Raw genomic sequence first — 23,734 nt, forward strand, 5'->3', positions numbered from 1 at the left:
AGGACGTTATTGACTCTGTTGCAAGAGACTTGGATGCTAACAGTCAAAACATTAGGGATGCGTATCGAACAGCTACTATGATGGCTGCTGTTGGGGCGGTATTAAGTAGAAAAAGTGGTACAAAGGGGGGGCGTGGGCAGCAAGTTGGAAGCATGATAAAAACTGATGGTTCAACCACAGCCAGCGCCATAAAAGCAAAAGCGGAATCGGTAGGTTTTAAATCCACCCAAACAGCAAACGGTCCTTTGAAAATGGTTGATGAAAATGGAGTGGCTCGGGTAACGATTAAAGGTGGAAGTCAACGTGCACCTGGTAGTGCTGGTCCCCATGTTGAGCTTAAAACTTCTAGTGGTCAAAGGGTAAATCCTGCTGGCAATCAAGTAACGCGTAAGAGTTCTGAAAATCACACACCAATTGACTTTGATTTATAGGGGGGCTGTGTTATGAGTAATTATTATGACTGGGAAGGTTTTGCTGGTATTTATTTTGAAGATAGCTTTGTATTGGGTATTTATGAATCTTCCAATGAAATTTCTTTTATTGTTGAAGCGGTCTTAACAGAGAATCACCCATTGTATACGCCACCTGAGAGTGATGAGCAATATTGTTATAAGAAAGGGAAGATTGTTTTTCAAGGCTTAAAGTGCGTTAAATGGATAAGTAGAAACGAAACTCCATTTAAAGATGTTTCCGGTGAAGAGGATTATGGCAATATTGATGTTTTTCAATTATCGAATGATCAGTATTTTCTGTCGGGCGATTGGGGTGAACTAGAAGTCACGTCATCACCTGTAAAGTGGATTTGGATTTAAAGTCAGAGCCATTCAGAACAAAGGACCGGAGTTGATGACAATCACTACCACCAACCAAAGCCCGCATTCGCGGGCTTTTCTCAGCCGCTTTTTAAATGGCGTCAAATTAATAGCAACTTGATACTACCGTATCTCAAGCGAACAAAGAGCGTTGCAACACAGCTCCCGTTACTCTATCTCAAGGGGATATCTACGGGCGATATGCTGCCTGCTCTGGAGTCTCTGCTTGACAAGACCTGTCAGCTAACAGCATCTGTCGCCTCAAAGAGTGCTGGTATGCTGAGTACGAACAATGGCGTAAGCGTGACCTCGGTAGGCATCGCTATGTTTACGTTTGGGCTGATGGTGTTTATTGTCACGTTAGGATGGACGATAAGCTCTGCTTACTCGTCATCATTGGTGTCGATGACACTGGACTCAAAGAAGTCCTTGGCGTTCTGGATGGTCATAGAGAGTCAAAAGCAAGTTGGACGGAACTCATTGAGCAGCTACGAGCGCAGGGATTACAGTTAGCACCGAAGCTCGCCATCGGAGATGGCGCGCTTGGCTTCTGGAAAGCGGTTGCTAAGTGCTGGTCTCAAACGACTCAGCAACGGTGCTGGGTACATAAGACGGCGAATGTGCTTAACAAGTGCCCAAAAGCGTACAACCACGAATGAAGGAAGCACTGCAAGATATCTGGATGGTAGAAACTAGAGATGATGCTTATCACGCCTTCTCTACCTTCCAGAAGCGCTTTGAAGCCAAGTATCCAAAGGCAACCGACTGCTTAGTGAAAGATAAAGCTGAAATGCTGGCGTTCTACGATTACCCAGCAGAGCATTGGGTTCATATCAGGACAACCAACCCAATAGAATCGATGTTCGCCACAGTACGTTTACGCACGAACAAAACAAAGAACTGTGGAAACAGAAAGATTACGTTGATGATGGCCTACAAGTTAATGTGCAGTGCAGAGACAAAGTGGCGTCGTCTACGAGGTTTTGCACTACTAGCGGATGTTGTGAAAGATGTTCGCTTCAGCGATGGAGTGAAAGAAATGGAGGCTCATCAACAAGCTACAGCATGATCCTCTATACGCCACATTTGACAATAGCTCTTTTTTCACTTTGCCATACCTTAAGTTATTCATGTTTTGCTAATATTCGATTTTGCGAAAATGATTTATGTCCAAAAGTTTCTCAGTTTGAATTCTTACCTGTGGCACTTCGATGATTGCGATTGCTCGTTTCGGTTTATTCCGAACACTTGATCCTACCGCTTTATCAGTTATAGCAAAGGCTCCTTCACATTGTATTTAGCTAAGTTTGCTATACCTAAGCTAATGTGAAAGACAAGGTGCAAGGCCTGATTAATAGTCTGATATTGTCGAAGCTCTTTGCAAATTGCACTCATTTCATATCTTAATGAGTGAGGTGAAGCCAGTGTTCAAGAGCTTATTGGGTGGATAAACAAAGAAAATCTTCCAGTTATCGACGGACGGACAACAAAAGTCTTACGGTATTTCGGGTTTGATGTGAAGCAATTGAGCGAGCGAAGAATCGTCGAGATAAATGCTCTGGAACAATGATTTACTTATCGTCATGATTATTCACCTCTAGTATTCTTTATGAACCAGGTTTTACTCAATGGCATTTTAAAAACGACGCTTAATGAAGAGTCCAGTCTGGTTGGAGCAGATCAATTTATCCAATCACAAGGCATTTGTTCACAGCGAAAGTTAGTCCTTCATTAATCAATAGAGGTGCTAAGAAAGGCTCCCTGGTAGAGTTATCCTTCTTCTGAGCATTTTGCGCTTGTTATTTTACGAAGTTATTGAACATAAGCTATATCTGCCAATTTAAATTGAGGCATGCCATTACCCGCCAATTAACACGGTTGGCATCCCCATTACAATGCTTCCACCATGGGCTGTTAGGTCACCCATGCGCGCCGCAGGCTTATTGTTAATCAGCACAGTTATACTTCCTTTAACAACACTATCTGGTGGACCGACACAAACACATATCTGTCCTAGAGTTGCGGCTGGCAGGTTGCCGATCAATACTGTTGTTGGCAGAGGGAGTAATGGTCCGCCTACGTGAGGTATTGGCACCACTGCTGGTGTTTGCATCGGGCACATGTGCATGTCTGTTGCTCTGGCTGCTGGTAGCATGTTCTTTCCTTATCGTTGACCGTTCCCGCCAGAGGCAATGTTTAGACCCATTTCTACAAACTGCTGATAGCGTTCTTTTGCTTCTTCACCGTCAGGTAAAACTGCTGAAAGGTTAATGCTTCCTGCGACCGCTTGTGCATACAAGTATGGGGGAGGGGGAACGGCAGGATCCTCCGGCTTAATCATACTGCCGCCACTCCAAAAAGCCGCTTGAGCTGCCCAGCCTGCACCGGTTCCTAACCCCGCTTTTTCTGCCATTTGCTCTGCAAAACGACGGCTTGTTTCATCAGGTGTATAAACCCAAGCCTTTGCTGCGCGAATGGAATTAGCTTCGTCTTCTTTCCAGTGATGAAGGGAAGCGGCGCAGGTCACGCTCCACCAAATAGATTCACGAACTGGGAGAGCATGTGCAAGAAAAGTCACAGCATCGGAAAATAGTTCTTGTTCCATTGCCACAGAAATCAATTCGATAGGCGTCGTTTTCACGTCTGCTAACTCTGCGAATGTGGTATTCGGCTCGTAGACACTTAAGATGTCTTGCGCGGATTGGTGGGGAACCTTTATCAACATCATCAGTTTACCTTTGTAATTGAGCCTTGAATTTGCACCATGGCTCCGGCTTTTATTTGTGTCATGGCACTGCCATTAACCGACACTAACGTTGCTTTTACATCGGCTTTACCTTGTCCTTCAATATTGATCATTGCGGCTTTCATCTCTGCCTTTGCTTTGCCTGAAACTGAAACTTGAGGAGCGTCGATCTTAATACCACTAGCGCTGATCTCAATTTTACTCGTGCCAACTTTGAGTTCGATCTTCGATTTACCGCAGATCGAAACTTGGCTGCCATCAACGTTGACTGTCGATTTAGCCGCTATATTAATGTTGGAAGCGGCATAGAGGTTTAGATCTTTCTCACTGTCACCCGTCCAGTTGTCTTTACTTTTGGCAGTAAGCGATTTTTCGCTTTCGATTTCTATGTCTTCTTTAACGCTTAAGGTGGCACTCTTCTCAACTTGGGTCTTTTTCATGCCTTTAATCGTTGATTGGCTGTCATTATTTACGTCCAGTAGCCAATCTTTTTCAGCATGTAAGTACACTTGTTCTTTGTCTTTTTGATCTTCAAAACGTAGTTCGTTTCCTTGCTTGCTGCTGGCTTTAGGCGTTGAGCGAGTTTTGATGCCATTTTGAGTATCCGAGCTGTAAGGCGCTGCGTTGTTTTTGTTGTATAAGGAGCCTGTCACGATAGGGCGATTGGGGTCACCATCAATGTATTGCACAATCACTTCATCACCAATGCGTGGTGTGAACTGAGAACCGAAGCCTTTACTGGCGAACCCTTGCGATACTGGCAACCAACATGAACTGTTTTCGTCATTTTTCCCGCTTCTATCCCAGTGAAATTGCACTTTTACTCGACCTAATTTATCTCGGTAAATCTCTTCTCCCTTTGGCCCGGTGACGGTTGCTGTATGTAAGCTATGTACACGCGGTTTATTTAATATTTCTGGACGAAAGACCAGTGACGAAGGGATGCAAGAAAACTGATTTTGATAAGCGACGTCGTAGTTTGATTCTTCTCTGGATATGCAGTGTGATAGATGAGTGACGATGTACTCTTGATTCATTGAACCGAGAGGATGGTTCGTTAGTTCAAATTTATAGCCACAAGCAAGCGTTGCTAAATTAGATGATGAGTGAGAGGCCGATTTCTTAAGATCCAGCGCTTCCATATGTATTTTTGCAGCGTCACGGACTTCATTCTTATTCTCGTGACCAAATGCAAAGAGTTCCTGCGTCAATGAAGTTGACACGTAACTTTCGGTGCTTTTTCGGGTACCGCTATCAAAAAATTCAGCTAGATCTTGAGTATGATCGGCGACAGATACTCTTCCGCTGCCAACATGATGGGATTGACTCCACGTCGTTAATACGTGTTGCAGATTATCGCCACCTATTTGATAGCTTAACTTTGGATCAGACATTTTCTCAAATCGTTGATTCGAATCGCCAATGCAGATTGTTGATTTATTGGATTGATGGCGTACATGGTAGTGCCAACCTTCGCTTGCTAACAGGCGCTGTATAAAAGCTTGGTCGGTTTCATCAAGTTGAACACAATACTCGTGCTTTTTTCCATTTCCAGAATGCGAAAAGTGAAAATAGCTTTTGAGATCAACTTGTTCTAGCAGCTTCTCAATGATCTGTTTCGTCGTCATGTTTTGAAAAACCTGACGACTGCGTTTGTATTGCAACAAGCTAAGCGGGTCCAATATCTCTACTTGATAATAAAACTGGTGCTTGTCTTTGCTATATCCTGTGAATTGCAGAGTGCTACATATGCCTGAAAAAAAGCGCTTTCCAGAATCAAACTCATAAGACACACAAACGGCTTTGCCTAAGTTTTTGGTATCGATCTCCATGCTTGCAACGACGGAAACGGAAAACTTACAGCCTCCGGATATACTTTCCTCCCCAATTAATTGAGTGACAATATAACTTTTGCTATCTGAAAGCTTAACGGTGAGGGAGCGGGTTTGGGACTTTAATTCGTTACTGCTCATGTTCACTTAGTTTACTATTGAATAAACAATTCTAAAAGGTTGTTTGTTGGGGTTGATGTTACTTGACGCGTTTAATTTATTTCGAGTTAAAGATTAATTCAAGATAATTCGTTTATTTAATTATTGCCTAAACGGCATGCGAACGACTACTTTGCTGTTTTTGTTATGTCTAGATTCAAGCATAGAGAGCTATACCCATACCTTTGAACAGTGTTGGTATCTGAATCACTTAGATATTCTCCCAAGTTTTGCAATTCGAACCTTTGTGATAGTTAGAGCAGCGGTGATATGGGTAAAGCAAAAAATGAAGATATCTGCTCAGTGCAAACTGTAATTAGCTGTTAATGTAGATACTTTCGAGGCAATTTGTATGGAAGTCAGCCTTACTAATTTTAGCGGTGATGAAGTTCTACTTGTATTGCTCAAACTACTACGCAGAAAAGCCATTGCAGTATCTTCTGATAGAGTATATGACTCTAGGCGTTGTCACGAAATTTTCAAAAAAAGATTGTCCTCCTTTTAATAGCGTGCCACAAAGCGTTGTTTTTGTGAGGGAGGTCGTCGCTGAAATTAAGCTATACCAAAATTAAGGGGCGAGTAAATGGTAAACTGAGTTTGAAGTTCTACACACTCAAGTAGGACACTATTAAAGTTATAGAGAAAGATATAGGACTGAGAGTTTCCTTTGTCGGCTAGAAATATATGGTGCCGTTGTTCTCAAGTTGGTTTGAGCAACTCCGAATTTTTACTAGACAAACGGGCTACAGGATAAGCAAGCCACCTAAACCGAGTATGAGGAAGGTAGTAATCTACTCTGACTTGTCTTTTAATTATATAAATGCTGGCAACAGCACTGAATTTCATAACTGCGAGCCAAAAAGTATAGCAATTGGTTTCATTTTGCCAAATAAGATTATTTATAGAAACGAAATTCTAATAAAAAACTATTGGTTTGATATGGCAATGTTTGCCGAAACAGAACTTCATATCATATATTGTAATGTTTGCCGAAACAGAACTTCATATCATATATTGTAATGTTTGCCGAAACGGAACTTCATATTATATATTGCAATGTTTGCCGAAACGGAACTTCATATTATATATTGCAATGTTTGCCGAAACAGAACTTCATATTATATAAAGCACTTAAGAAAGCGCCAATAAATTAAACTCACTTCAACATAAAAGACTTGTGCACAGAACATCCATAGAGTATATTCGCGAAAATTTGTAAATTCTCGCATTTAAAGTTTGATACTAAACTTAAATATATTTAATACTTAGGATGCAAGGACCTATGTTCGTGTACTTATGATTACTATTTTTCCTAATAGGTACATAAGTGATTGTTAATGTATGATCTCATATCAGCATGAATCTTTATTTTATCCTTAATAAAACTGGTGATTTATATCACTTGTTTTTGTGGTGTTATTTTTAAGATGTTAGATATTCTATTTGCCGCCAATATAATGTGAGTAGGTATTTCTATAATTCAAATCAAAATAAACTCCCATTGATTGATTGTGTGATTTTTGTGAGTAATTTTAACAAGATGTTATTTTTTAGTTAGCGGTGACTTGTCGAATTGAATTAACGCAATTCCTCTAGCTTAGAATACAAAAGAATAGCGATTGAACTTAGTTGGCACTTGAATGGATAGTTGTAATTAGAGTAGGAACCTATGCCCTTTTCAAAGCATCAAATTGAGCAACTTTCTACACCTTTGAGTGATGAATCTATTTGTGGCGTTTACCTTAAACTTAACAAAGGTGCTTTTCGACCACTACGTAATGAATTTAATGTCGCGCAAACAGCGCTGCGTAAGCTGAGCCAAAATCCCAGTGCTGATGAGAAAGACGCGTTACAAGAGGCATGCCTGAATAGTTGGAAGACTCTCTCTGACAGCTTGTTCGAACAGTTTTCAAATACAACCAGAGATATCGAGCTCATCTCATGGTTTGTTGCCGCTCAATTCCTTCTCGATACCACGTTAGAAAGTGCTGCGAATAGCCTTGAGTGGTTAGCCGATTTAAGTGAGAAGTACTGGGATCACCTCAACCCTGTTCTGCCAGTTGAAAAGCTCAAATCTGATGATGATAAGGGTAAAGAGAGAGAGCAAGCTGATGCGAAAGTTAAAGCATTTTTCCAATTAGTTGGTGATAGCGAGGAAAGCTCGATTCTCTATGCACCGATGCTGCAACTGCCCTTAGTTGGGGAAGTGACGTTTTTTGATTTTCAAAGTGCAGAGAGAAAAGGCGAAATCAGCCAACTGAAATCTACGCTTACCACCACGGTGGCGCAAGAGCGTTCCGCGATTCAATTCAAGATGGAAAATGCCAAACGTTGTATCTCCCAGTTGGAGCGTTTGTCTGCGTTAGTGAGCGCTCATTGTCAGTCTGTAGGCAGTCAAACTACCAACTTTGGATTTGCGAAGTCACTGCTTACCCGTGTTGAAAACGCTTTGGTTCATTTAAGCGGAATTAAGTTGGCCCCGAAAGCGGAGGCCAAGGCCGTAGAGCAAGAGGTTGCCGAAAGTTCAGTTTCTGAAGGTCATCAGCCAAGCGATATGGATGTAAAACAGATAGAGCCAATACCTATGGCATCGGAGCAGGCTCAGACCGTAAGCCAACACTTACACGCAGGGAATCTCTCTGAACTGGGTAACTTAAACAACATGAACCGAGACTTAGCTTTCCATTTGCTGAGAGAAGTCTCTGATTATTTTCGCCAGAGCGAACCGCATAGCCCAATTTCATTCTTGTTAGAAAAAGCGATTCGATGGGGATATTTATCCTTACCTGAGTTGCTGCAAGAAATGATGTCGGAACAAAACGGTGACGCTCTTAGTACGATTTTTAATGCCGCCGGATTGAATCATCTCGATCAGGTTTTGCTGCCGGAGGTGAGTACTCCAACGGTGGACATTGAAAGCCCCCAGACACCTCAAGCGACGCCTCCCGTTTCGGAGTCGCCAAGTGTCGAAGAGCATGTATCTCAGACTTCCCCTGTAGATACCCAATCTAAGCAAGATGAAAAACCACAATCATCCGCTACGTCGGCTCTGAGTTGGTAATTGTGTTTAAAAAAATAAGGAAAAATCATGGCAAGTATTTACATGCGTGTAAGCGGTCTTCAAGTTGAAGGCGCTGCGACTATCGGTCAGCTAGAAACGGCTGAAGGCAAAAATGACGGTTGGTTTGCAATCAACTCTTACTCTTGGGGTGGCGTTCGTAACGTTGCTATGGACATCGGTAACGGCACCAATGCGGATTCAGGCATGGTTGGCGTAAGCGAAGTTAGTGTGACTAAAGAAGTCGATGGAGCTTCTGAAGATCTATTGTCTTACCTATTCAACCCAGGTAAAGAAGGTAAAACAGTTGAGATTGCATTTACTAAGCCTTCTAACGATGGTCAAGGTGCAGACGTTTACTTCCAAGTTAAGTTAGAAAAAGCACGTCTAGTTTCTTACAACGTGAGTGGCACTGACGGTTCTCAACCGTACGAAAGCCTATCTCTTTCTTATACTTCGATTTCTCAGAAACATCACTACGAGAAAGAAGGCGGTGAACTACAAAGCGGCGGTGTTGTGACTTACGACCTACCGACCGGAAAAATGACTTCTGGTAAGTAATTTTTTCATTAGACATGCCATTTAACGTGGCATGTCTATTTCATGAATATCTCATTTTAGGACACCTTTATGGCATTGAACTCACAACATAAACGCGTTAGTAAGAACCGTGTCAGCATCACCTATGACGTTGAAACGAACGGCGCTGTAGAGACAAAAGAGCTGCCGTTTGTTGTTGGCGTGATTGGCGACTTTTCAGGCCACAAACCAGAATCAGAAAAAGTTGATTTAGAAGAGCGAGAGTTCACGGGCATCGATAAAGACAACTTCGATACAGTGATGGGTCAAATTCACCCGCGTCTTTCGTACAAGGTTGATAACAAGCTAGCTAATGATGATAGCCAGTTTGAAGTGAACTTAAGCTTCCGTTCGATGAAAGATTTCCACCCAGAGAACTTAGTTGATCAAATTGAGCCGCTTAAGCAGTTGGTTGAAACACGTAACCAGCTAAAAGTACTTCTAAGCAAAGCCGATCGTTCGAGAGATCTTGAGCGTCTACTGAAAGAAGTTCTGCAAAGCGCAGATGCCATCAATGGTTTAGCTCAAGAACTAGGTTTGAGCAAAGAGGGAGCGGAATAATGTCTGTAGAACAACAAACAGTACAAGGTGCTACTGAAGCAGAAGCAACGCAGAGCTTTCTTGACCGAGCGATCAGCGCAACAGCACAAACACCAGTAGATACGACAAAAGAGCTATTGAGCATCATGGCTTCTCAAGCGCTGGAAGGTACAGTGACTTGGGATAAGAACCTAACGTTGACGATTGAAAAAGCAATCAGCGCGCTAGACAGCAAAATCTCTGAGCAGCTGTCAACGGTGATGCAAAACGGTGAGTTCCAAAAAATGGAAGGCTCATGGTTAGGTTTGCAAAAGCTTGTGAAAAACAGCGAGCTAGGTCCAGATCTGAAAATCAAACTGGCGGATTACACCAAAGACGAATTGCTAGAGCAGTTTGAAGATGCACCAGCGATCGATCGCAGCCGTTTCTTCAATATGGTTTATCAAGAAGAATTTGGTACAGCGGGTGGTCAGCCATACGGCGCACTGCTAGGTGACTACGAATTTGGTTACGGTGATGAAGACGTTGCTCTGCTACGTTACATGGGTGAAGTTGCTTCTGCGTCTCACGCACCTTTCGTTGCTGCCGCGAATGCAAGTATGTTCGACTTCAATGCATTCAGTAGCTTTTCTGAAGGCAAGCCAGTTGCAGCAGGCTTTGATTCGCCAGCATACGCAAGCTGGAATGCATTCCGTGAAAGCGATGATTCACGTTACGTTGCTCTGACTCTACCGAAAACGATGGCTCGCCTTCCTTACGGTGCAGAAACTGTTCCAGTTAAATCATTTGCATTTGAAGAGCTTCAAACTCGCGACAACGGTCAGCAAGTTGTGTCTTCAGACGGCGATTTTGTATGGAGCAATGCGGCGTATGAGTTTGGTCTTCTAATGACTCAAGCTTACACCAAGTACGGTTGGTGTACGGCGATCCGCGGTACTGAGAACGGCGGTAAGGTTGAGAACCTGCCAAACTTCACTCACTACTCTGATGCCGGTGACTTGCTACAGCAATGTCCGACAGAAGTTAACCTAACGGATGAGCGTGAGAAAGAGCTGAGTGATCTTGGCTTCTTGCCACTGGTTCACTACAAAAACACCAACTACGCGGTGTTTATGGGTGCTCAGACTGCGCATAAACCAAAAACGTACACAGACCCAGATGCAACGGCAAACGCTGCAATTTCAGCACGTCTTCCATACACAATGGCAAGCAGCCGAATCGCACAGTACCTAAAAGTAATGGGCCGTGATCGTATTGGTTCAAACCTAGATCCAAACGACGTTGAGAAAGAGTTGAACTCTTGGATCAACCAATACGTTAACCCAAATGCGATTGGTAACGATGCGAAAGCAACACATCCATTGGTTGAAGCGAAAGTGACAGTAGAAGAGCAAGCTGGACGCCCAGGTGCTTACTCTGCAGTGGCTTACTTACGCCCTTGGCTGCAAATGGAAGAGCTAACCACTTCACTACGAATGGTTGCGAACATTCCTGGCTAATTCTATTCGGGGGCGCTGTCCCCGAATGTTTTGAACTGAGTCGCTGATGTATACAGATTCCGAATTTGACCGTATTTTAGCTGAGAATCCTGCCTGGCAGGAGCTGTTAGTGTGCGCGAAAAGTCAGTCGGTGGCTCAATTCAAAGCATTGTTGGTTCGTTTGATCTCCGAGATTGATACGTCAATAAGTGAACAGTTGTCGGACGTTATCCAACACCCTAACTATAAGCAGTTAGAAGCCTCTTGGACGGGGCTCAAATCGTTAGCGCAGCTGCAAGTATCCCAGCGTCGAGTCAAAATCAAAATGCTCGACTTGAGTTGGAGTATGGTTTCGGCAGATCTCAATTACTCTTTCGATCTAAAGCAGTCATCCCTATACCGAAAGCTGTATTCAAATGAGCTAGATACCGCCGGTGGTAGCCCATTTGGCATGGTGATGGTTGATCACAAGGTCTCGGCTGATTACGCCGATGATCAGGAGTATGACGATCTCTACACCCTTCAACTGCTCTCTGAGCTGGGGGAGCTCTCTTTTTGCCCAATGGTGCTCGGAACCGACGAGTTTTTCTTTGGTGATGAACCGAGAAGGTTGCTTCACGACAGTGCGAGAATTGATCGCATTCTTACTAGTCGAGATTTTGTTTCATGGCAGCTGCTACGAGAAAAAAGCTCATCACGATTTTTGCATTTGGTGATGCCAGAGCATTTGATTCGTCAACCATATCGTCAATATCAGGCTGGATTTGTTTTTAACGAACGCCAGCAAGAGAAATATGCCTTATGGGGCAGCAGCGCTTACCTCTTACTCGGTAATGTAATGCGAGAGTTTGACCGAATCAGTTGGTTTGGATTCCTGCGTTCTTACGATGAGACAGGTTCGTATGGGGCTATCGTTCAGGACTCAAAAGAGCTTAAGACCAAGATAGACATCTACAGTGAAGATGATGGCTTTTGGTCGTCTCAAGGGTTCATGCCTTTAACCAGTATTTACTTAAGTGGCCATAAAGGTTTCTTTAGCAATCAATCTGTTTGGCAAGCGCCTGATGAAGCTCAACGTCAGCTCGGTATGCTCCAAACCAATCTAATGGCTTGCCGATTTGCCCATTACATCAAGGTTCAAATTCGTGACCAAGTTGGTCGATATGACAGCGCAGAAAGTTGTCGACGCAGTCTAGAGCGATGGCTAGAGCAGTTCATTAGCAACGTCAATTATGGCGAGGATGCCGTACTTGCCCGATATCCGTTGCGGTCTTGCTATGTACGCATTGAAGAGGCTCCTCATGATAAAACCCGCTACCTATGCGAGATCATGCTTCAGCCTCAATATCAATACGAAATGATGGATGCGAAAGTGGTGTTAACTACCTCGGTATCTGGCAGTGAGGTTGGAGAGACATCGTGAGCTTAATGGCTAAGTTAACCCAAAGCTGGAATGACGATATCGACAGTGTTCGAGATGCGATTGTTGATAACGTCTGTGATCTTATTTCCAGCCGAGCACCTCTGCGCTCAGAGATGTTTTTATCGGAAAAAGGAACGATTGCCGAGTTCGGTATGCGCAACATGGCTCGTGCTCAAAGTAAAAACAACACCAGTGACATTGTCGCAGAAATTGAAGTGCTGATTCGAAACTTCGAACCTCGCCTGAGCCAGGTAGAGATTGATGTTCAAGAAGGGGAATTGGGTAGCAACCAATTGAGCTTTCGCCTTTCCGCCGTGGTGCATTCAGAGCTCGGTGATGAGGCGATCGTATTGGATTCTTTTTTGGATTTGAGCAGCAACAAACTAGATGTAAGGAAGTCGAATTTTGTCTGATTCATTGCTTTCCTATTTTGAACAGGAACTGCGCTTTATTCGCAATGAAGCCTCTCAGTTCGCGGAACGTCATCCGGGGACGGCTCGTGCGTTGGGAATGCGTAAAGACAGTATTGATGATCCTCAGATCGCGCGTTTAATTGAAAGTGTTGCCTTGATGAACGGCAAACTGCAGCAGCGCTTGGATGAGTCTTACCCAGAGCTGACAGAAAGCTTGGTGAACTTGTTGTTCCCGCATTATCTAAGGCCAGTGCCGTCATACAGCATGTTGGACTTCGCTATTTTTGAAGAAGCGAATGCAAAGCACAGTATACCTAAAGGCACAGAATTTGATGTCGCGAGTGAATCTGGTGAGCCAGTGGTGTTTCGCACTTCCGAAGATATAGCGCTGCTTCCAATTCAAGTTGCTTCGGCTGAAGTGCTGTTTGCGCCATTTGAACTGGCTAAGCCTGCGGGTGCAGAAAACGCAAAAGCGATGTTGGAGCTGACGATTAAGGCAACCGACAGCGGTATCGAGTTGCGTGATCTGGATATTGACCAGTTGAAACTGCATCTCAAAGGTGAAAGCCACTTCGCGTTGCGTTTGTATGATGTACTCGCCCATGGGCGCTGTCAGGTGTGTATCCAGAATAATGGCAAGAGCTACTCATTAGGTAAGTCTGCACTACAGCCAATTGGCTTCGATGTGAATGACACTATTTTACCGTATCAAGCAGCAAGCTTTGGCGGCTTTAAGTTGCTGACCGAGTTCTTCATGTTCCCTGAAAGATTTCAAGGATTCAAATTAGACCTTGGCAATGTCATGCAACAAGCAATCGGCTCAGAGTTTCGTATTCAGATTTTCTTGAATGAGATGAGTGTGGTGCAAGCTCGTAGCATTCAAGCACAACATTTTTCTCTGTTTTGTACACCATTGGTGAACCTGCAAACCAAAGTGTCAGAACCTCTGCAAATCGACTTCACCCGAAAGCAGTACCCAATTTATCTTGATGCAAGCCAGGGTAATGATTTGGAAGTGTTTTCTGTTGATGAGGTGCTAGACGTGACGGAGGGCAAACCGTTTAAGGTCTGTCAGATCTACGGAGACAAGTACAACAGTACAGAGACTGCACTTCGTTGGCAGCTCGTACAGGATACCCACGAAAGAGGCGTGCTTCGCAGTGGCTTAAAAGTGGCTGATATTGGGCATGTTAGTGCCACGATGTCGTCGAGAGTTTGGTCGGTGACGACAACTGCGACTGACGGCATTCGAGCAGGCTCATTGCCTGTAAACAGCCAAGTGACATGTCGGGAATCTCTTACGATTCCAGCGGCTATGAACTTGCTGCGCCGCCCAACCTTGCCAGTGCGTAGTCGTGACGCAAATAAGAATGTATGGGCACTGCTTTGCCATTTGCACTTTAACTATCACGCGATTCTAGGGACGGATGACCCAACCGCTACGCTGAAAAATGTGTTTGATTTGTATAACCACAACCAAGCGGTGCAAAACCACATCTATATCGAGTCCCTGCAAAATATTGAGCAGGAGCAAGTGGTGGCTCCGATCCGTGTGTCAGGAAAAACATGTTTTGCTTACGGCACAAAAATTTCGGTGACGTTAGACGCAAGCAATGTCAACGGAGGCGTGTCGCTCTTTGGTCATTTGCTTGACCACTTCTTTGCTTATTTCGCAGGCTTCAACAGCTTTACTCAAGTGGATATTTATTTGGAAGGCCAAGACGGTGTTTACCTGTCCTTCCCGAGGAGAACTGGGTGCAAGAGTTTGTTGTAAGCCGTTTCGCTTATGGTGCGTTTGAGGGACAGCTAGAAAAAGCGTGGCAGATCTTCAAGCATCAGGCTCATTTAAAGGGTCATCGACCTGAGGTGAGGTTCAGTGCGGAAATTCTCCCAGCTTACTATCAAGCTGAAGTTTCTATGGTTACTTCGGAGCGAGAGGGTGAATTTACGGTAAAGACATCATTGGCGGCTTTGTCTGGTAACTCTGGATCGATGCCAAGAGCGATGTACGGCGATGCACTAAAAGCGCGTTTTGAACTTGGCGATGAAGCGCCACTCGACTTCTTCGACATGTTTAATAACCGTTACTACCGTTTGTACTGCGAAACAAAGCAAAAGCACGAGCTGACGTATCAGATTGAGGAAGAGGCGTTTCATTGGAATCGTGACCGTCAATCTATTACTGAAATGCTTTCCAGTTTGGCTGGACAGACTGGAGATAAGGCAACAATGCCGGAATCTCATTTGGTGCAATACACCGGCTTATTAGGGTTGAAATTGACCTGCCCATTGGCGCTTAAGTCGATGCTAGAAGATTACTTCGAGTCGGAGTTTGAGGTTGAACGCAGTGGCCTAGAGTATTTGCCTCTCACAGAGTGTTCGTTAACTCAAATTGGCCAAGCCGGAAATAATCATCAACTGGGAATGGGCGCGTTGGTCGGGATGTCGACGCCAATGACGGGGCAGAAACTCAACATAAAAATTTGCCCCCAAGACTATCAGCATTACTTAAAAATACGCAGTGACAAAGAGATGGTTCTTGCACTGGACCATATGGTTAGAAGCTATATGGGAGTGAATACCAAGTATGCACTCTATATGAAGGTAAATAGCCAGTATCTACCGAGAGTGAAGCTATCAGGCAGTCACCAAAAAGCGTTAAGAATTGGCCAATCCGCATGGATGAGTCATCAATCAGATCATCAACAGTTTGTTGAAATGCCACTGACGAAAAGTTAGGAAACAGAATGATAAATATTGAACTACAAAGCTTGGTCAAAAGGCTTACTCCGTTACTAAAAAGTGCCCTGGAAACGGCTGCTGGAGATTGTGTAAGTAAAGGACACTTTGCGATAGAAGCTGAGCATTGGTTTGTTCAGTTGTTACAGCAGTCCAAAGGCTGGGAAGCCGCTTTGCAGCAAGCATCAATGGCCAAAGAGTCGATGTTGGAGCGTTGCAATGACCGTCTGATGCACTTGGCTCGTGGTAATGACTCTTCCCCTTCTTTGTCACCTGAGTTAGTTGAGTTGCTTAAAGATGCATGGATGCTTGCTTCATTAAACAATCAGCAATCGGTGGTGAATGAATTTCATCTGCTGATGGTGCTGAAGCAGCGTCTGGACCAAAGCGCTTACAACGGCGTGTTGAGCTCGTGGGTGTCAGTATTGTCTTCTGAATGGTTACGCAGTCAGTCGATGGTGATCAGTGGACCCAGTGAAGTCTCATCGTCTACCGAGAGCATGGTCCCAACCGGTGGTGACTCAGCGACGCCAGCTTTGGACAAGTTCTCGCAAAACCTGACAGAGGCAGCGCGTAATGGCGAGTTGGATCCTATTACAGGGCGCGGAGATGAAATTCGCAAATCCATTGATATTTTGTGCCGCCGCCGTCAAAACAGCCCGATCCTCGTTGGTGACCCAGGTGTAGGTAAAACGGCCATTGTTGAAGGCCTTGCCCAAGAAATCGTGAATGGCAATGTCCCACCTGCGCTTGCGAACGTTGAGTTGCGCAGCCTTGATTTGTCCCTTTTGCAAGCAGGTGCGAGCATCAAAGGTGAGTTTGAAAACCGCCTTAAAGATGTGATCAATGAGATCAAGCAGTCAACGACGCCGATCATCATGTTTATCGATGAAGCACATACGCTGATTGGGGCGGGTGGCACAGCGGGCCAGAATGATGCGGCTAATATTTTGAAACCAGCGCTTGCACGTGGCGAGTTTCGTTCACTTGCAGCGACCACATGGGCAGAATACAAACAGTACTTTGAATCGGATGCTGCGTTGACTCGTCGTTTTCAAGTCGTTGCGGTTAATGAACCTAATGAAGAAGATGCTATCCACATGCTTCGCGGCGTGAAGCGCAGCCTTGAAAAGCACCATGGCGTTAAAGTCATGCAAGAAGCCATTGATGCCGCCGTCGCTCTCTCTATTCGTTACCTTCCTGAGCGTAAGTTACCTGATAAAGCAATTAGCCTGTTAGATACAGCGTGTTCACGCATTGGGTTGAGCCAAAGTGCGGCACCTAGACAGTTAGAAGCCATTGCAGAAAAAATCCGCTACACTAACAACGAGATCGAAACGTTACATCATGAGTCGGCATTGTGGTCGATTGAAAGCGTACGCTTGGAAGAAGCAAAGCAGCGATTAGCGGCTTTAGAACAAGAGCATCAGTCACTTGAGCGATCTTGGAACGCAGAGCGCCGCTTGGTGGAAGAGATCATTGAGTTGCAGTCTGGCTTAGACACTGAGCTAAAAGAAAATGGCTCGGTGATATCGCATGAAGCGAAAATCCTGCTAGCAGACAAAATGGCAGCCCTGCGTGAGATCCAGGGTGAGCAGCCATTAGTATTGCCACAGGTAACAGAACAAACCATCGCTGAAGTGGTGGCGCTATGGACGGGTATTCCAGTAGGCAACATGCTTAGCCAAGAAGTTGAGAAGTTGATGCACCTAGAGGCTCGTATCGGTGAGCGAGTGATTGGTCAGACAACGCCGATAGCAGAGCTTTCACAAGCAATTCGCTTGTCGCGTGCAGGTTTAACCGACCCACGCAAACCTGTTGGGGTATTCCTGATGTGTGGTCCAAGTGGTGTGGGTAAAACCGAAACTGCATTGGCGCTTACCGACTTGCTATACGGTGGCGAGCGAAATATCACCACCATCAACATGACGGAGTTTAAAGAAGAGCACAAGGTGTCGATGCTTTTAGGCTCTCCTGCGGGTTATGTTGGCTACGGTAAAGGCGGTGTCTTAACAGAAGCGGTACGTAAGAACCCATATTCTGTACTGCTGCTGGATGAAATGGAAAAAGCCCACCCTGGTGTGCACGACATCTTCTATCAAATCTTTGATAAAGGCTCTATCTCGGACAGTGAAGGTCGACACATCGATTTTCGTAATACGATCATCATCATGACATCAAACGCGGCCGACAGTGCTGTTGTTAATGCATGTGAAAATGGTCGACCGGATGTTCCGACGCTGACTCAGTCTATTTTCCCTGAGCTGCAGAAACACTTTAAACCAGCATTTCTTGGTCGTGCGACCATCGTGCCTTACTTCCCTTTGAACGATGAAGAAATGGCGCAAATTGCAACCTTGTCTCTGAACCGCATTCGCAAGCGCGTTCAATCCCACTACAAAGCAAGTTTTGAATTTCACCCTGATGTGATTGATCTGCTGGTCAATATGAACGATTCACCTGAAACAGGCGCTCGTGCCGTTGAGCAACTGATTAATCGTCAACTTATGCCGGATTTAGCGAATCAATGCATTGTTCGCATGAGTGAGAACAAGCCGGTAGAAGCGGTCACTGTTCACGTTGAAGAAGGCAAATTTAAGATTCAGATTCAATAGCATTAAGAGGCGGCAGACCTCAAAAAAACAATGGGTTGCATATCAACCCAACTAAAACAATAACGTAATTTTATTAACGCTTTTTGTTGCAGGCCGTGTTTAACGCGCCCTTTTCGCAGCACAACATTATGAGTACTAACAGATGATACATTCAGTCTTTTCTACGCAACAATTGGAATGGATTCGCAAGAACTTAAAAATCGCAGTGATTCACGGTGGGGATAAAGAGCAGGACGGCAGTTTTATCTTTGAAAACTTGAGCCCTCGCTCAACCAAAACGTATGCACCTGTTGCACACGATATTGCTAATGCACTGCGTGAATCTAATTTCCAGTTCGTTGAGGTGTTAGCTGAAGACATCAACTTAGCGCAGTGCCTGAAAGATAAAGGTATTGACTTGGTGATCACGAACAGTGGTGGTTTGCAAGGTTTTGACTCCATGTGTCATTTGCCTTCTACATTGGAAATGCTGGGCGTGCCTTATGTAGGGCACTCGCCAATGACGGCAGGGATCTTGGATAACAAGCACCTGTTTAAGCATGAAATTAAAGCCGCTGGACTGCCGACTGCACCATTTATCACCATTGGTATTGATGAACATTTTGAAGATGCAGCAAAGCAAGATGCGATCGATCAAATTGAAGCGCAGTTCAAAGATGGTTTCATTGTTAAGCCAGTGTCTGGTCGAGCTTCAATCCATGTTTATCCTGTTTTTAATCGTAGTGATCTCGCGGGTGTTGTAGAGCATGTACGTCAAGCGACGGGGAACACTGTAATGATTGAACCTTTCCTTGGTGGCCGAGAGTTTGTTGTTGCTGTTGCGGGAGAGTACGTGTTTAAAGAAGGCAAGCTGACGCAGTCTGAAATGCCGATGGCTTTCTCAATTACTGAACGTGTACTGGACGCTGACGAGCCGATTTTTACTTCTATGGATGTAAAGCCGATCACTCAAGACCGTTTGGTTGCTGTTAATGAAGAGGGGCTACGCAATCAGTTAGCACTGATCGGTCAGAAGATTTATCGCCAGCTTGGCCTTCAAACGTTAGTGAGAGTGGACTTACGAATGGACAAAGAAGGCAACCTGTATGTGCTTGAAACCAATCCAAAACCGGATCTAAAGCGTCCGGAGGGAGAGAAGGTAAGTTTGGTTTGCCATGATCTGGCTCGTGAAGGTATGGATTACACAGACCTAGTTCAGTCGTTGGTGTTTAACCGATTATCTTTCCTCAAGCAAAAACGACCAATGTCGGTAGCGCATTGCCTCAATGAGCAATTCGACGCTCTAAGTGTGTGTTAGGAGTGAACTTTGAACTCTTTTAAGCAATATAGCCGCTTGTTGCTCGGAGCATTACTGGTTCTGTTATCACTAATACTGATCTTTGTTGTTGGGTATGCACAAGCATTGAAAAGCTATCAACAGCAGAGCCGTGATGCGATTTTAGCCCAAACAGAAGCCGCCCGAATCGGTATAGAACAAGTTCTCAGTTCCGGCGTGCCGCTTCAGGACTTTGCTGGTCTTGAGAAAGTGCTATCGCCAATCGCGAAAGCGGATTCTTCTGTGGTTGATATCCGAGTGATTTCTGGGCAGCAAGAGCTATATCGCTACACCGATGACAACTTTGTTGGCAGCTTAGTCACCATCCCTTTGAACAATAAATTCGCTCAAGTTGGTGCTTTGGAGATTTGGCTGAGTGATGAAGAAATCGAAAGGAGCATCGATAGGCACTTCCAGCCGATGGTGCTGCTGGTGGTTTTACTGACCGCTGCGTTTATTTTCTTTGTGTTGCGTAGCCAAAACCCCAAGATTTACTTCACTGCATTTGGTGGGGTGTTCTTAGCCATGTCGGCGAGCGTGCTGTTGATGGTCGGTGCATTGTACAAATCCGGCTTGGAGCACAAGGCGGATTCCATGGCGAACATTGTTACTCAACGTTTGGCCCCAGTACTGAATGCAGGGATCAGCTATCGTCAAGTGAGTGGCATCGATGAGATGCTAGACAGTTTTCGTCAGTCAAACCCAGAAGTCTCTTCCATTTCTGTTGCTCAGGGATCTGAGTTGATCGCCAAAAGTAAAGTGCAGAACAGTATGTCAGTCGATGAGATGGCCGCATTTCTTGTCAGCGATGCGAAAGGGAACGAGGTGACGGTCGCTTTTTTCCCTAAAGTACTGTTTGCGCAGTTGGTACGTACACTAAAAAACTTTGCCATTCTATTTGCTGGTTGTGCGTTCATTTGCTTTGCTTTTATTCGCTTGCTGAGCCACTCAGAGCAACAGCCAAAAAACGATATTGTACTGGCACAGGTTAAGCCGTTGCTGTTGGTTACGGTGCTGATGGAATCGTTAATGGCGCCGGTTTTACCTCAGTACTTAACGCAAATCGCGGTAGAGAATGGCGCGGGTGAAAGTTGGTCGTCTTACTTCTTTACACTCTACTTTGTCGGCTTTGCTGCAACGCTATTGCCTGTTTCGCGTTTAGTTGAAGTGTTTGATATTCGCAAAGTACTTGGCGTGGGTATTCTGTTATCTGCGGCTGGCTGCCTGTTGCTAGCGTACGAGTCCCAGTTAGCGATGGTGCTTATTGCGCGATTCACCTCTGGCGTTGGGCAAGCGACGATCTTTATTGCCGTTCAAGGTTATATTCTGCGTTGCAGTGATCAATCTAACAAGACACAAGCCGCAGGCATCATCGTATTTTGTTTCAATGCTGGATTCATCTCTGGTGCGGCAATCGGTGCCTTGTTGGCTGATACCGTAGGCGTGCAAGGCATCTTCATGCTGTCGGCTTTAGTTGGTGGCCTGATGTATCTGTTCGCGTTGTCGCTGCCGTCGATGATTCCTCAGGGGAATGCTCAAGGTTCACTCAAAGAGAACCTGATGATGATGCTAAAAGATTCCGCTGCTTTGATGCGTGTACCGTCATTCATGCGCACCATGTTGCTTGTTGGTATCCCAACCAAAATGATGCTAACGGGTGTCGTATTCTTTGCTGTACCAATCCTTCTTTCTGATGTCGGTGTCGAGCGCGAAAGTATTGGTCAGGTGCTGATGGCTTATGCATTCTCTGTGCTTTTCATTAGTGGCAAGGTCTCACCAATGATTGACCGTATTGGCTCTGCAAAATGGGCGCTTTGCTTAGGAAGCATCGTTGGCGCTGTTGCTTTGGCCATTCTTTCTGCTGCCTTCTTATTTGAAGACATAACCTATCTTGTCCTCGTCGCAACGTTCGCAATGCTAGTCATGGGCGTTTCACACGGCTTTATTAATGCCCCAGTTGTGACTCATGTGGTGACCACGACTCAAGGTGTGAATGCCAACTCAGTAGCTTCTACTTATCGCTTTTTGGAAAGGCTAGGTCATGTGTTGGGTTCGGTCGTTGTCGGTGCTTTGCTTACTCACCTTGGAACGGACTACGCATTCTTTGCGCTTTCAGCATTCTTTACCTTAGCTGGCTTGTTGATGCGGTTGTTTGACCGTGGTGCACAAAAGGAGGCGAAAGCATGATTCGATTGATTTTACTTTTGGTACTGGCTGCATCCTCATCGGTGAGTTTGGCGGATTGGCCTGAGTGGTTGGGTGAACACTTACAAGCTGAGAAGGCGGTACAGTGGGAAATCAATGCTAATGACAGCGATGTATTGTTCGCCCCACGTGGTGAACATCCGATGGTTTGGGTTTTAGTTTCTCGAAAAGCGGACTCGTATGATGTTGCGTTGTCGACCATCTTAAAAGTGTTTCGCAGAGAAATGCCTAACGTTTCATTTCGCGCTTTCCTTTTACCTAAAAGACAAGAGGAACTGGTTGCTTGGACGAAAGCTGCCGATATAAAGGCGAACATGATCTACACGGTTGGATCTCGTGCGACCGTCTCACTGCATAAGATTTACGCTGGAGGTAAGCTGCCGGTTGTATCGGTGAACGCAAAAGATCCGGTGTTACTGGGCCTGACGGATAACTATCACTCAAGCGGCAACAACTTTGCTTACACCTCCTTGAATTTGCCTGCTGATATTACGCTGAGCTTTTTACGTCGCTTTAAACCAAGTCTGACTCAAATTGGTGTGTTGTACGCTAAGTCGAACACCAGTGCTTATCTCACTCAGTTTTTGCCACTTCAAAAAGAGGCTGAGAAGCAAGGAGTGACAGTCTTTCCTATCGAAGTTGACGAGAATAATCCTGAGCTTGCCCTCCAGTACGTGATGCAAACCACCGTTGAATCGATGAAGGTCAACGATGGCAATTTACGTCAATCCTTGCTTTGGCTAACGGGTAGCTCAAGTCTTCTTAACCGACTTGATGAGATCAACCTGTATTCGGAGCAGCTTCCTCTGTTAACCGCAGTGCCTGATGCGGTTAATGGCACGCAACAAAGTGCGCTGATGTCTGTTGGCGTAGGGTTTGAGAACAACGCTCACCAAGCGGCACTTTACGGCATTGAAGTACTTAAAAAGGGCGCAGCACCTGCCTCTCTGCCTGTGGGCGTGCTGTCGCCACCAGACATCTCGATTAGCTTTAAACAAGCAGGCCGCGTTGATACGCAGCTTCCGTTTGTACTGATTGAAATGGCCAGCGATATCTATTCGCAAGATGGCAAGCTAGTGCGTTCTGCAGGCATGAGCATGGAGAGCCATTAACCATGATACGTGTCGTTTTTATTGCCGTTATGTTGACCGTGCTGAGCCAACCTGCTTTGGCCTATCAGCGTCCAGAGCGATTACTACTCGCAACCCAAGAATGGTTTCCTTATCAGTACCAAGAAAACGGGGAAATGAAAGGGCCGGGGATAGAACGAGTGAAGTGTGTCATGAGAGTGATGGACCAGCCGTATCAGCTCACGATGACTAAGTGGGATAGAGCTCAGCTCATGACAGAGGTTGGCTCACAACATGGTTTCTTCCTTGCGTCTCGTAACAGTAAGCGTGATGAGTATGCCGATTATTCTGCGCCACTTGATCAACAGAATTGGAGCTGGTTTTCGCTATCTGATTCAACAGAGTTAGACAACGCAATGTTCAAATCTCAGGTCGAAGTCGCAGCACTATTTGGCTCAAATAAATGGTTTTGGCTACAGAAAAACGGTTACAGCGTGAGTAAAAAGCCAAGGACGCCAAAAGCCCTAATTGAGTTGATGCTGAACGGGGAAGTCGGAGCGGTATTGGGCAATGACGCTGTCATTGACGAGACGATAAAAAAAATGGGTATCAGTTATCGAGCGATTTCTCGGACACGGGTTAAATCGAATCCATTGGGGGTGTATTTCTCCAAAGCATTTACTAAGAAATACCCCAACTTTCTTAATGAATTTAACGAGGCGGTTTCTCAGTGTCGTTAACTCCAAATAT

At 45.0% G+C, this 23,734-nt stretch carries 18 protein-coding genes and 1 pseudogene; 16 read left to right on the forward strand and 3 right to left on the reverse strand.

Going from position 1 to position 23,734, the window contains the following annotated elements:
- Positions 1 to 77: 77 nt before the first annotated feature.
- The 3 genes and pseudogenes from AACR11_RS29400 to AACR11_RS29410 all read left to right on the forward strand — a co-directional run.
- Entirely contained in the window at positions 78 to 431 is a 354-nt protein-coding gene (locus tag AACR11_RS29400) for a hypothetical protein (RefSeq protein WP_139374639.1), read from the forward strand.
- Between the two features lie 12 nt (positions 432 to 443).
- Positions 444 to 812, forward strand: a complete 369-nt coding sequence (locus tag AACR11_RS29405) for a hypothetical protein (RefSeq protein WP_017188800.1) — start codon at positions 444 to 446, stop codon at positions 810 to 812.
- A 102-nt stretch (positions 813 to 914) separates the two neighbouring features.
- Positions 915 to 1,881, forward strand: a pseudogene (locus tag AACR11_RS29410) (IS256 family transposase); the annotation flags it as partial.
- 789 nt (positions 1,882 to 2,670) lie between these two features.
- Here the strand turns inward: AACR11_RS29410 and AACR11_RS29415 are convergent.
- The 3 genes from AACR11_RS29415 to AACR11_RS29425 are packed head-to-tail and all read right to left on the reverse strand — an operon-like array spanning position 2,671 to position 5,531.
- On the reverse strand, positions 2,671 to 2,967 hold the full coding sequence (locus tag AACR11_RS29415) for a PAAR domain-containing protein (RefSeq protein WP_017188801.1): 297 nt from the start codon (positions 2,965 to 2,967) through the stop codon (positions 2,671 to 2,673).
- Positions 2,968 to 2,976: 9 nt separating this feature from the next.
- Positions 2,977 to 3,540: a DUF6931 family protein gene (locus AACR11_RS29420; protein WP_017188802.1), complete on the reverse strand. Its 564-nt coding sequence runs from the start codon at positions 3,538 to 3,540 to the stop codon at positions 2,977 to 2,979.
- On the reverse strand, positions 3,540 to 5,531 hold the full coding sequence (locus AACR11_RS29425; protein WP_026000182.1) for a type VI secretion system Vgr family protein: 1,992 nt from the start codon (positions 5,529 to 5,531) through the stop codon (positions 3,540 to 3,542). The genes AACR11_RS29420 and AACR11_RS29425 overlap by 1 nt, the downstream gene beginning before the upstream one ends.
- A gap of 1,687 nt (positions 5,532 to 7,218) precedes the next feature.
- Between AACR11_RS29425 and AACR11_RS29430 the strand changes: the two genes are divergently transcribed.
- From AACR11_RS29430 to AACR11_RS29490, 13 genes are all read left to right on the forward strand, one after another.
- Positions 7,219 to 8,610 (forward strand): type VI secretion system protein TssA, encoded by a 1,392-nt coding sequence (locus tag AACR11_RS29430; RefSeq protein WP_017188805.1) that lies wholly within the window; start codon positions 7,219 to 7,221, stop codon positions 8,608 to 8,610.
- Positions 8,611 to 8,637: 27 nt separating this feature from the next.
- The gene (locus AACR11_RS29435) at positions 8,638 to 9,168 is read left to right on the forward strand and encodes an Hcp family type VI secretion system effector (RefSeq protein WP_008219014.1); all 531 of its coding nucleotides are present in this window, start codon (positions 8,638 to 8,640) and stop codon (positions 9,166 to 9,168) included.
- A gap of 69 nt (positions 9,169 to 9,237) precedes the next feature.
- Positions 9,238 to 9,747, forward strand: coding sequence for a type VI secretion system contractile sheath small subunit (tssB, locus tag AACR11_RS29440; RefSeq protein ID WP_008219012.1), 510 nt, complete (start codon positions 9,238 to 9,240; stop codon positions 9,745 to 9,747).
- Complete coding sequence (tssC, locus tag AACR11_RS29445) at positions 9,747 to 11,225, forward strand: type VI secretion system contractile sheath large subunit (protein ID WP_017188806.1); 1,479 nt, start codon at positions 9,747 to 9,749, stop codon at positions 11,223 to 11,225. The genes tssB and tssC overlap by 1 nt, the downstream gene beginning before the upstream one ends.
- Positions 11,226 to 11,271: 46 nt before the next feature.
- A complete protein-coding gene (locus AACR11_RS29450; protein ID WP_017188807.1) occupies positions 11,272 to 12,627 on the forward strand; it encodes a type VI secretion system contractile sheath domain-containing protein in 1,356 nt (451 codons plus the stop codon).
- Positions 12,624 to 13,040 carry a type VI secretion system baseplate subunit TssE gene (gene tssE / locus AACR11_RS29455; RefSeq protein ID WP_017188808.1) on the forward strand — a complete coding sequence of 139 codons (417 nt, stop codon included), beginning with the start codon at positions 12,624 to 12,626 and terminating at the stop codon, positions 13,038 to 13,040. Before AACR11_RS29450 ends, tssE begins: the two co-directional genes overlap by 4 nt.
- Positions 13,033 to 14,814, forward strand: a complete 1,782-nt coding sequence (tssF, locus tag AACR11_RS29460; protein ID WP_079325393.1) for a type VI secretion system baseplate subunit TssF — start codon at positions 13,033 to 13,035, stop codon at positions 14,812 to 14,814. The genes tssE and tssF overlap by 8 nt, the downstream gene beginning before the upstream one ends.
- Positions 14,796 to 15,779, forward strand: coding sequence for a type VI secretion system baseplate subunit TssG (locus tag AACR11_RS29465; RefSeq protein WP_017188810.1), 984 nt, complete (start codon positions 14,796 to 14,798; stop codon positions 15,777 to 15,779). The genes tssF and AACR11_RS29465 overlap by 19 nt, the downstream gene beginning before the upstream one ends.
- Before the next feature lie 8 nt (positions 15,780 to 15,787).
- Positions 15,788 to 18,394, forward strand: coding sequence for a type VI secretion system ATPase TssH (gene tssH, locus AACR11_RS29470; protein WP_079325395.1), 2,607 nt, complete (start codon positions 15,788 to 15,790; stop codon positions 18,392 to 18,394).
- A 142-nt stretch (positions 18,395 to 18,536) separates the two neighbouring features.
- Positions 18,537 to 19,691, forward strand: coding sequence for a D-alanine--D-alanine ligase family protein (locus tag AACR11_RS29475; RefSeq protein WP_017188812.1), 1,155 nt, complete (start codon positions 18,537 to 18,539; stop codon positions 19,689 to 19,691).
- 9 nt (positions 19,692 to 19,700) lie between these two features.
- Entirely contained in the window at positions 19,701 to 21,896 is a 2,196-nt protein-coding gene (locus tag AACR11_RS29480) for an MFS transporter (protein WP_047515429.1), read from the forward strand.
- Positions 21,893 to 23,026 carry an ABC transporter substrate binding protein gene (locus tag AACR11_RS29485; protein WP_017188814.1) on the forward strand — a complete coding sequence of 378 codons (1,134 nt, stop codon included), beginning with the start codon at positions 21,893 to 21,895 and terminating at the stop codon, positions 23,024 to 23,026. Before AACR11_RS29480 ends, AACR11_RS29485 begins: the two co-directional genes overlap by 4 nt.
- A gap of 2 nt (positions 23,027 to 23,028) precedes the next feature.
- Complete coding sequence (locus AACR11_RS29490; RefSeq protein WP_017819257.1) at positions 23,029 to 23,724, forward strand: substrate-binding periplasmic protein; 696 nt, start codon at positions 23,029 to 23,031, stop codon at positions 23,722 to 23,724.
- The last annotated feature ends 10 nt before the right edge of the window (positions 23,725 to 23,734 follow it).

The organism is Vibrio sp. L85, assembly GCF_963871815.1.
GTDB lineage: Bacteria > Pseudomonadota > Gammaproteobacteria > Enterobacterales > Vibrionaceae > Vibrio > Vibrio harveyi.

Coding starts and splice junctions, on each gene's coding strand:
- AACR11_RS29400 (WP_139374639.1), top strand. CDS start 78: ATGATGGCTGCTGTTGGGGCGGTATTAAGTAGAAAAAGTGGTACAAAG.
- AACR11_RS29405 (WP_017188800.1), top strand. CDS start 444: ATGAGTAATTATTATGACTGGGAAGGTTTTGCTGGTATTTATTTTGAA.
- AACR11_RS29415 (WP_017188801.1), bottom strand. CDS start 2,967: ATGCTACCAGCAGCCAGAGCAACAGACATGCACATGTGCCCGATGCAA.
- AACR11_RS29420 (WP_017188802.1), bottom strand. CDS start 3,540: ATGATGTTGATAAAGGTTCCCCACCAATCCGCGCAAGACATCTTAAGT.
- AACR11_RS29425 (WP_026000182.1), bottom strand. CDS start 5,531: ATGAGCAGTAACGAATTAAAGTCCCAAACCCGCTCCCTCACCGTTAAG.
- AACR11_RS29430 (WP_017188805.1), top strand. CDS start 7,219: ATGCCCTTTTCAAAGCATCAAATTGAGCAACTTTCTACACCTTTGAGT.
- AACR11_RS29435 (WP_008219014.1), top strand. CDS start 8,638: ATGGCAAGTATTTACATGCGTGTAAGCGGTCTTCAAGTTGAAGGCGCT.
- tssB (WP_008219012.1), top strand. CDS start 9,238: ATGGCATTGAACTCACAACATAAACGCGTTAGTAAGAACCGTGTCAGC.
- tssC (WP_017188806.1), top strand. CDS start 9,747: ATGTCTGTAGAACAACAAACAGTACAAGGTGCTACTGAAGCAGAAGCA.
- AACR11_RS29450 (WP_017188807.1), top strand. CDS start 11,272: ATGTATACAGATTCCGAATTTGACCGTATTTTAGCTGAGAATCCTGCC.
- tssH (WP_079325395.1), top strand. CDS start 15,788: ATGATAAATATTGAACTACAAAGCTTGGTCAAAAGGCTTACTCCGTTA.
- AACR11_RS29475 (WP_017188812.1), top strand. CDS start 18,537: ATGATACATTCAGTCTTTTCTACGCAACAATTGGAATGGATTCGCAAG.
- AACR11_RS29485 (WP_017188814.1), top strand. CDS start 21,893: ATGATTCGATTGATTTTACTTTTGGTACTGGCTGCATCCTCATCGGTG.
- AACR11_RS29490 (WP_017819257.1), top strand. CDS start 23,029: ATGATACGTGTCGTTTTTATTGCCGTTATGTTGACCGTGCTGAGCCAA.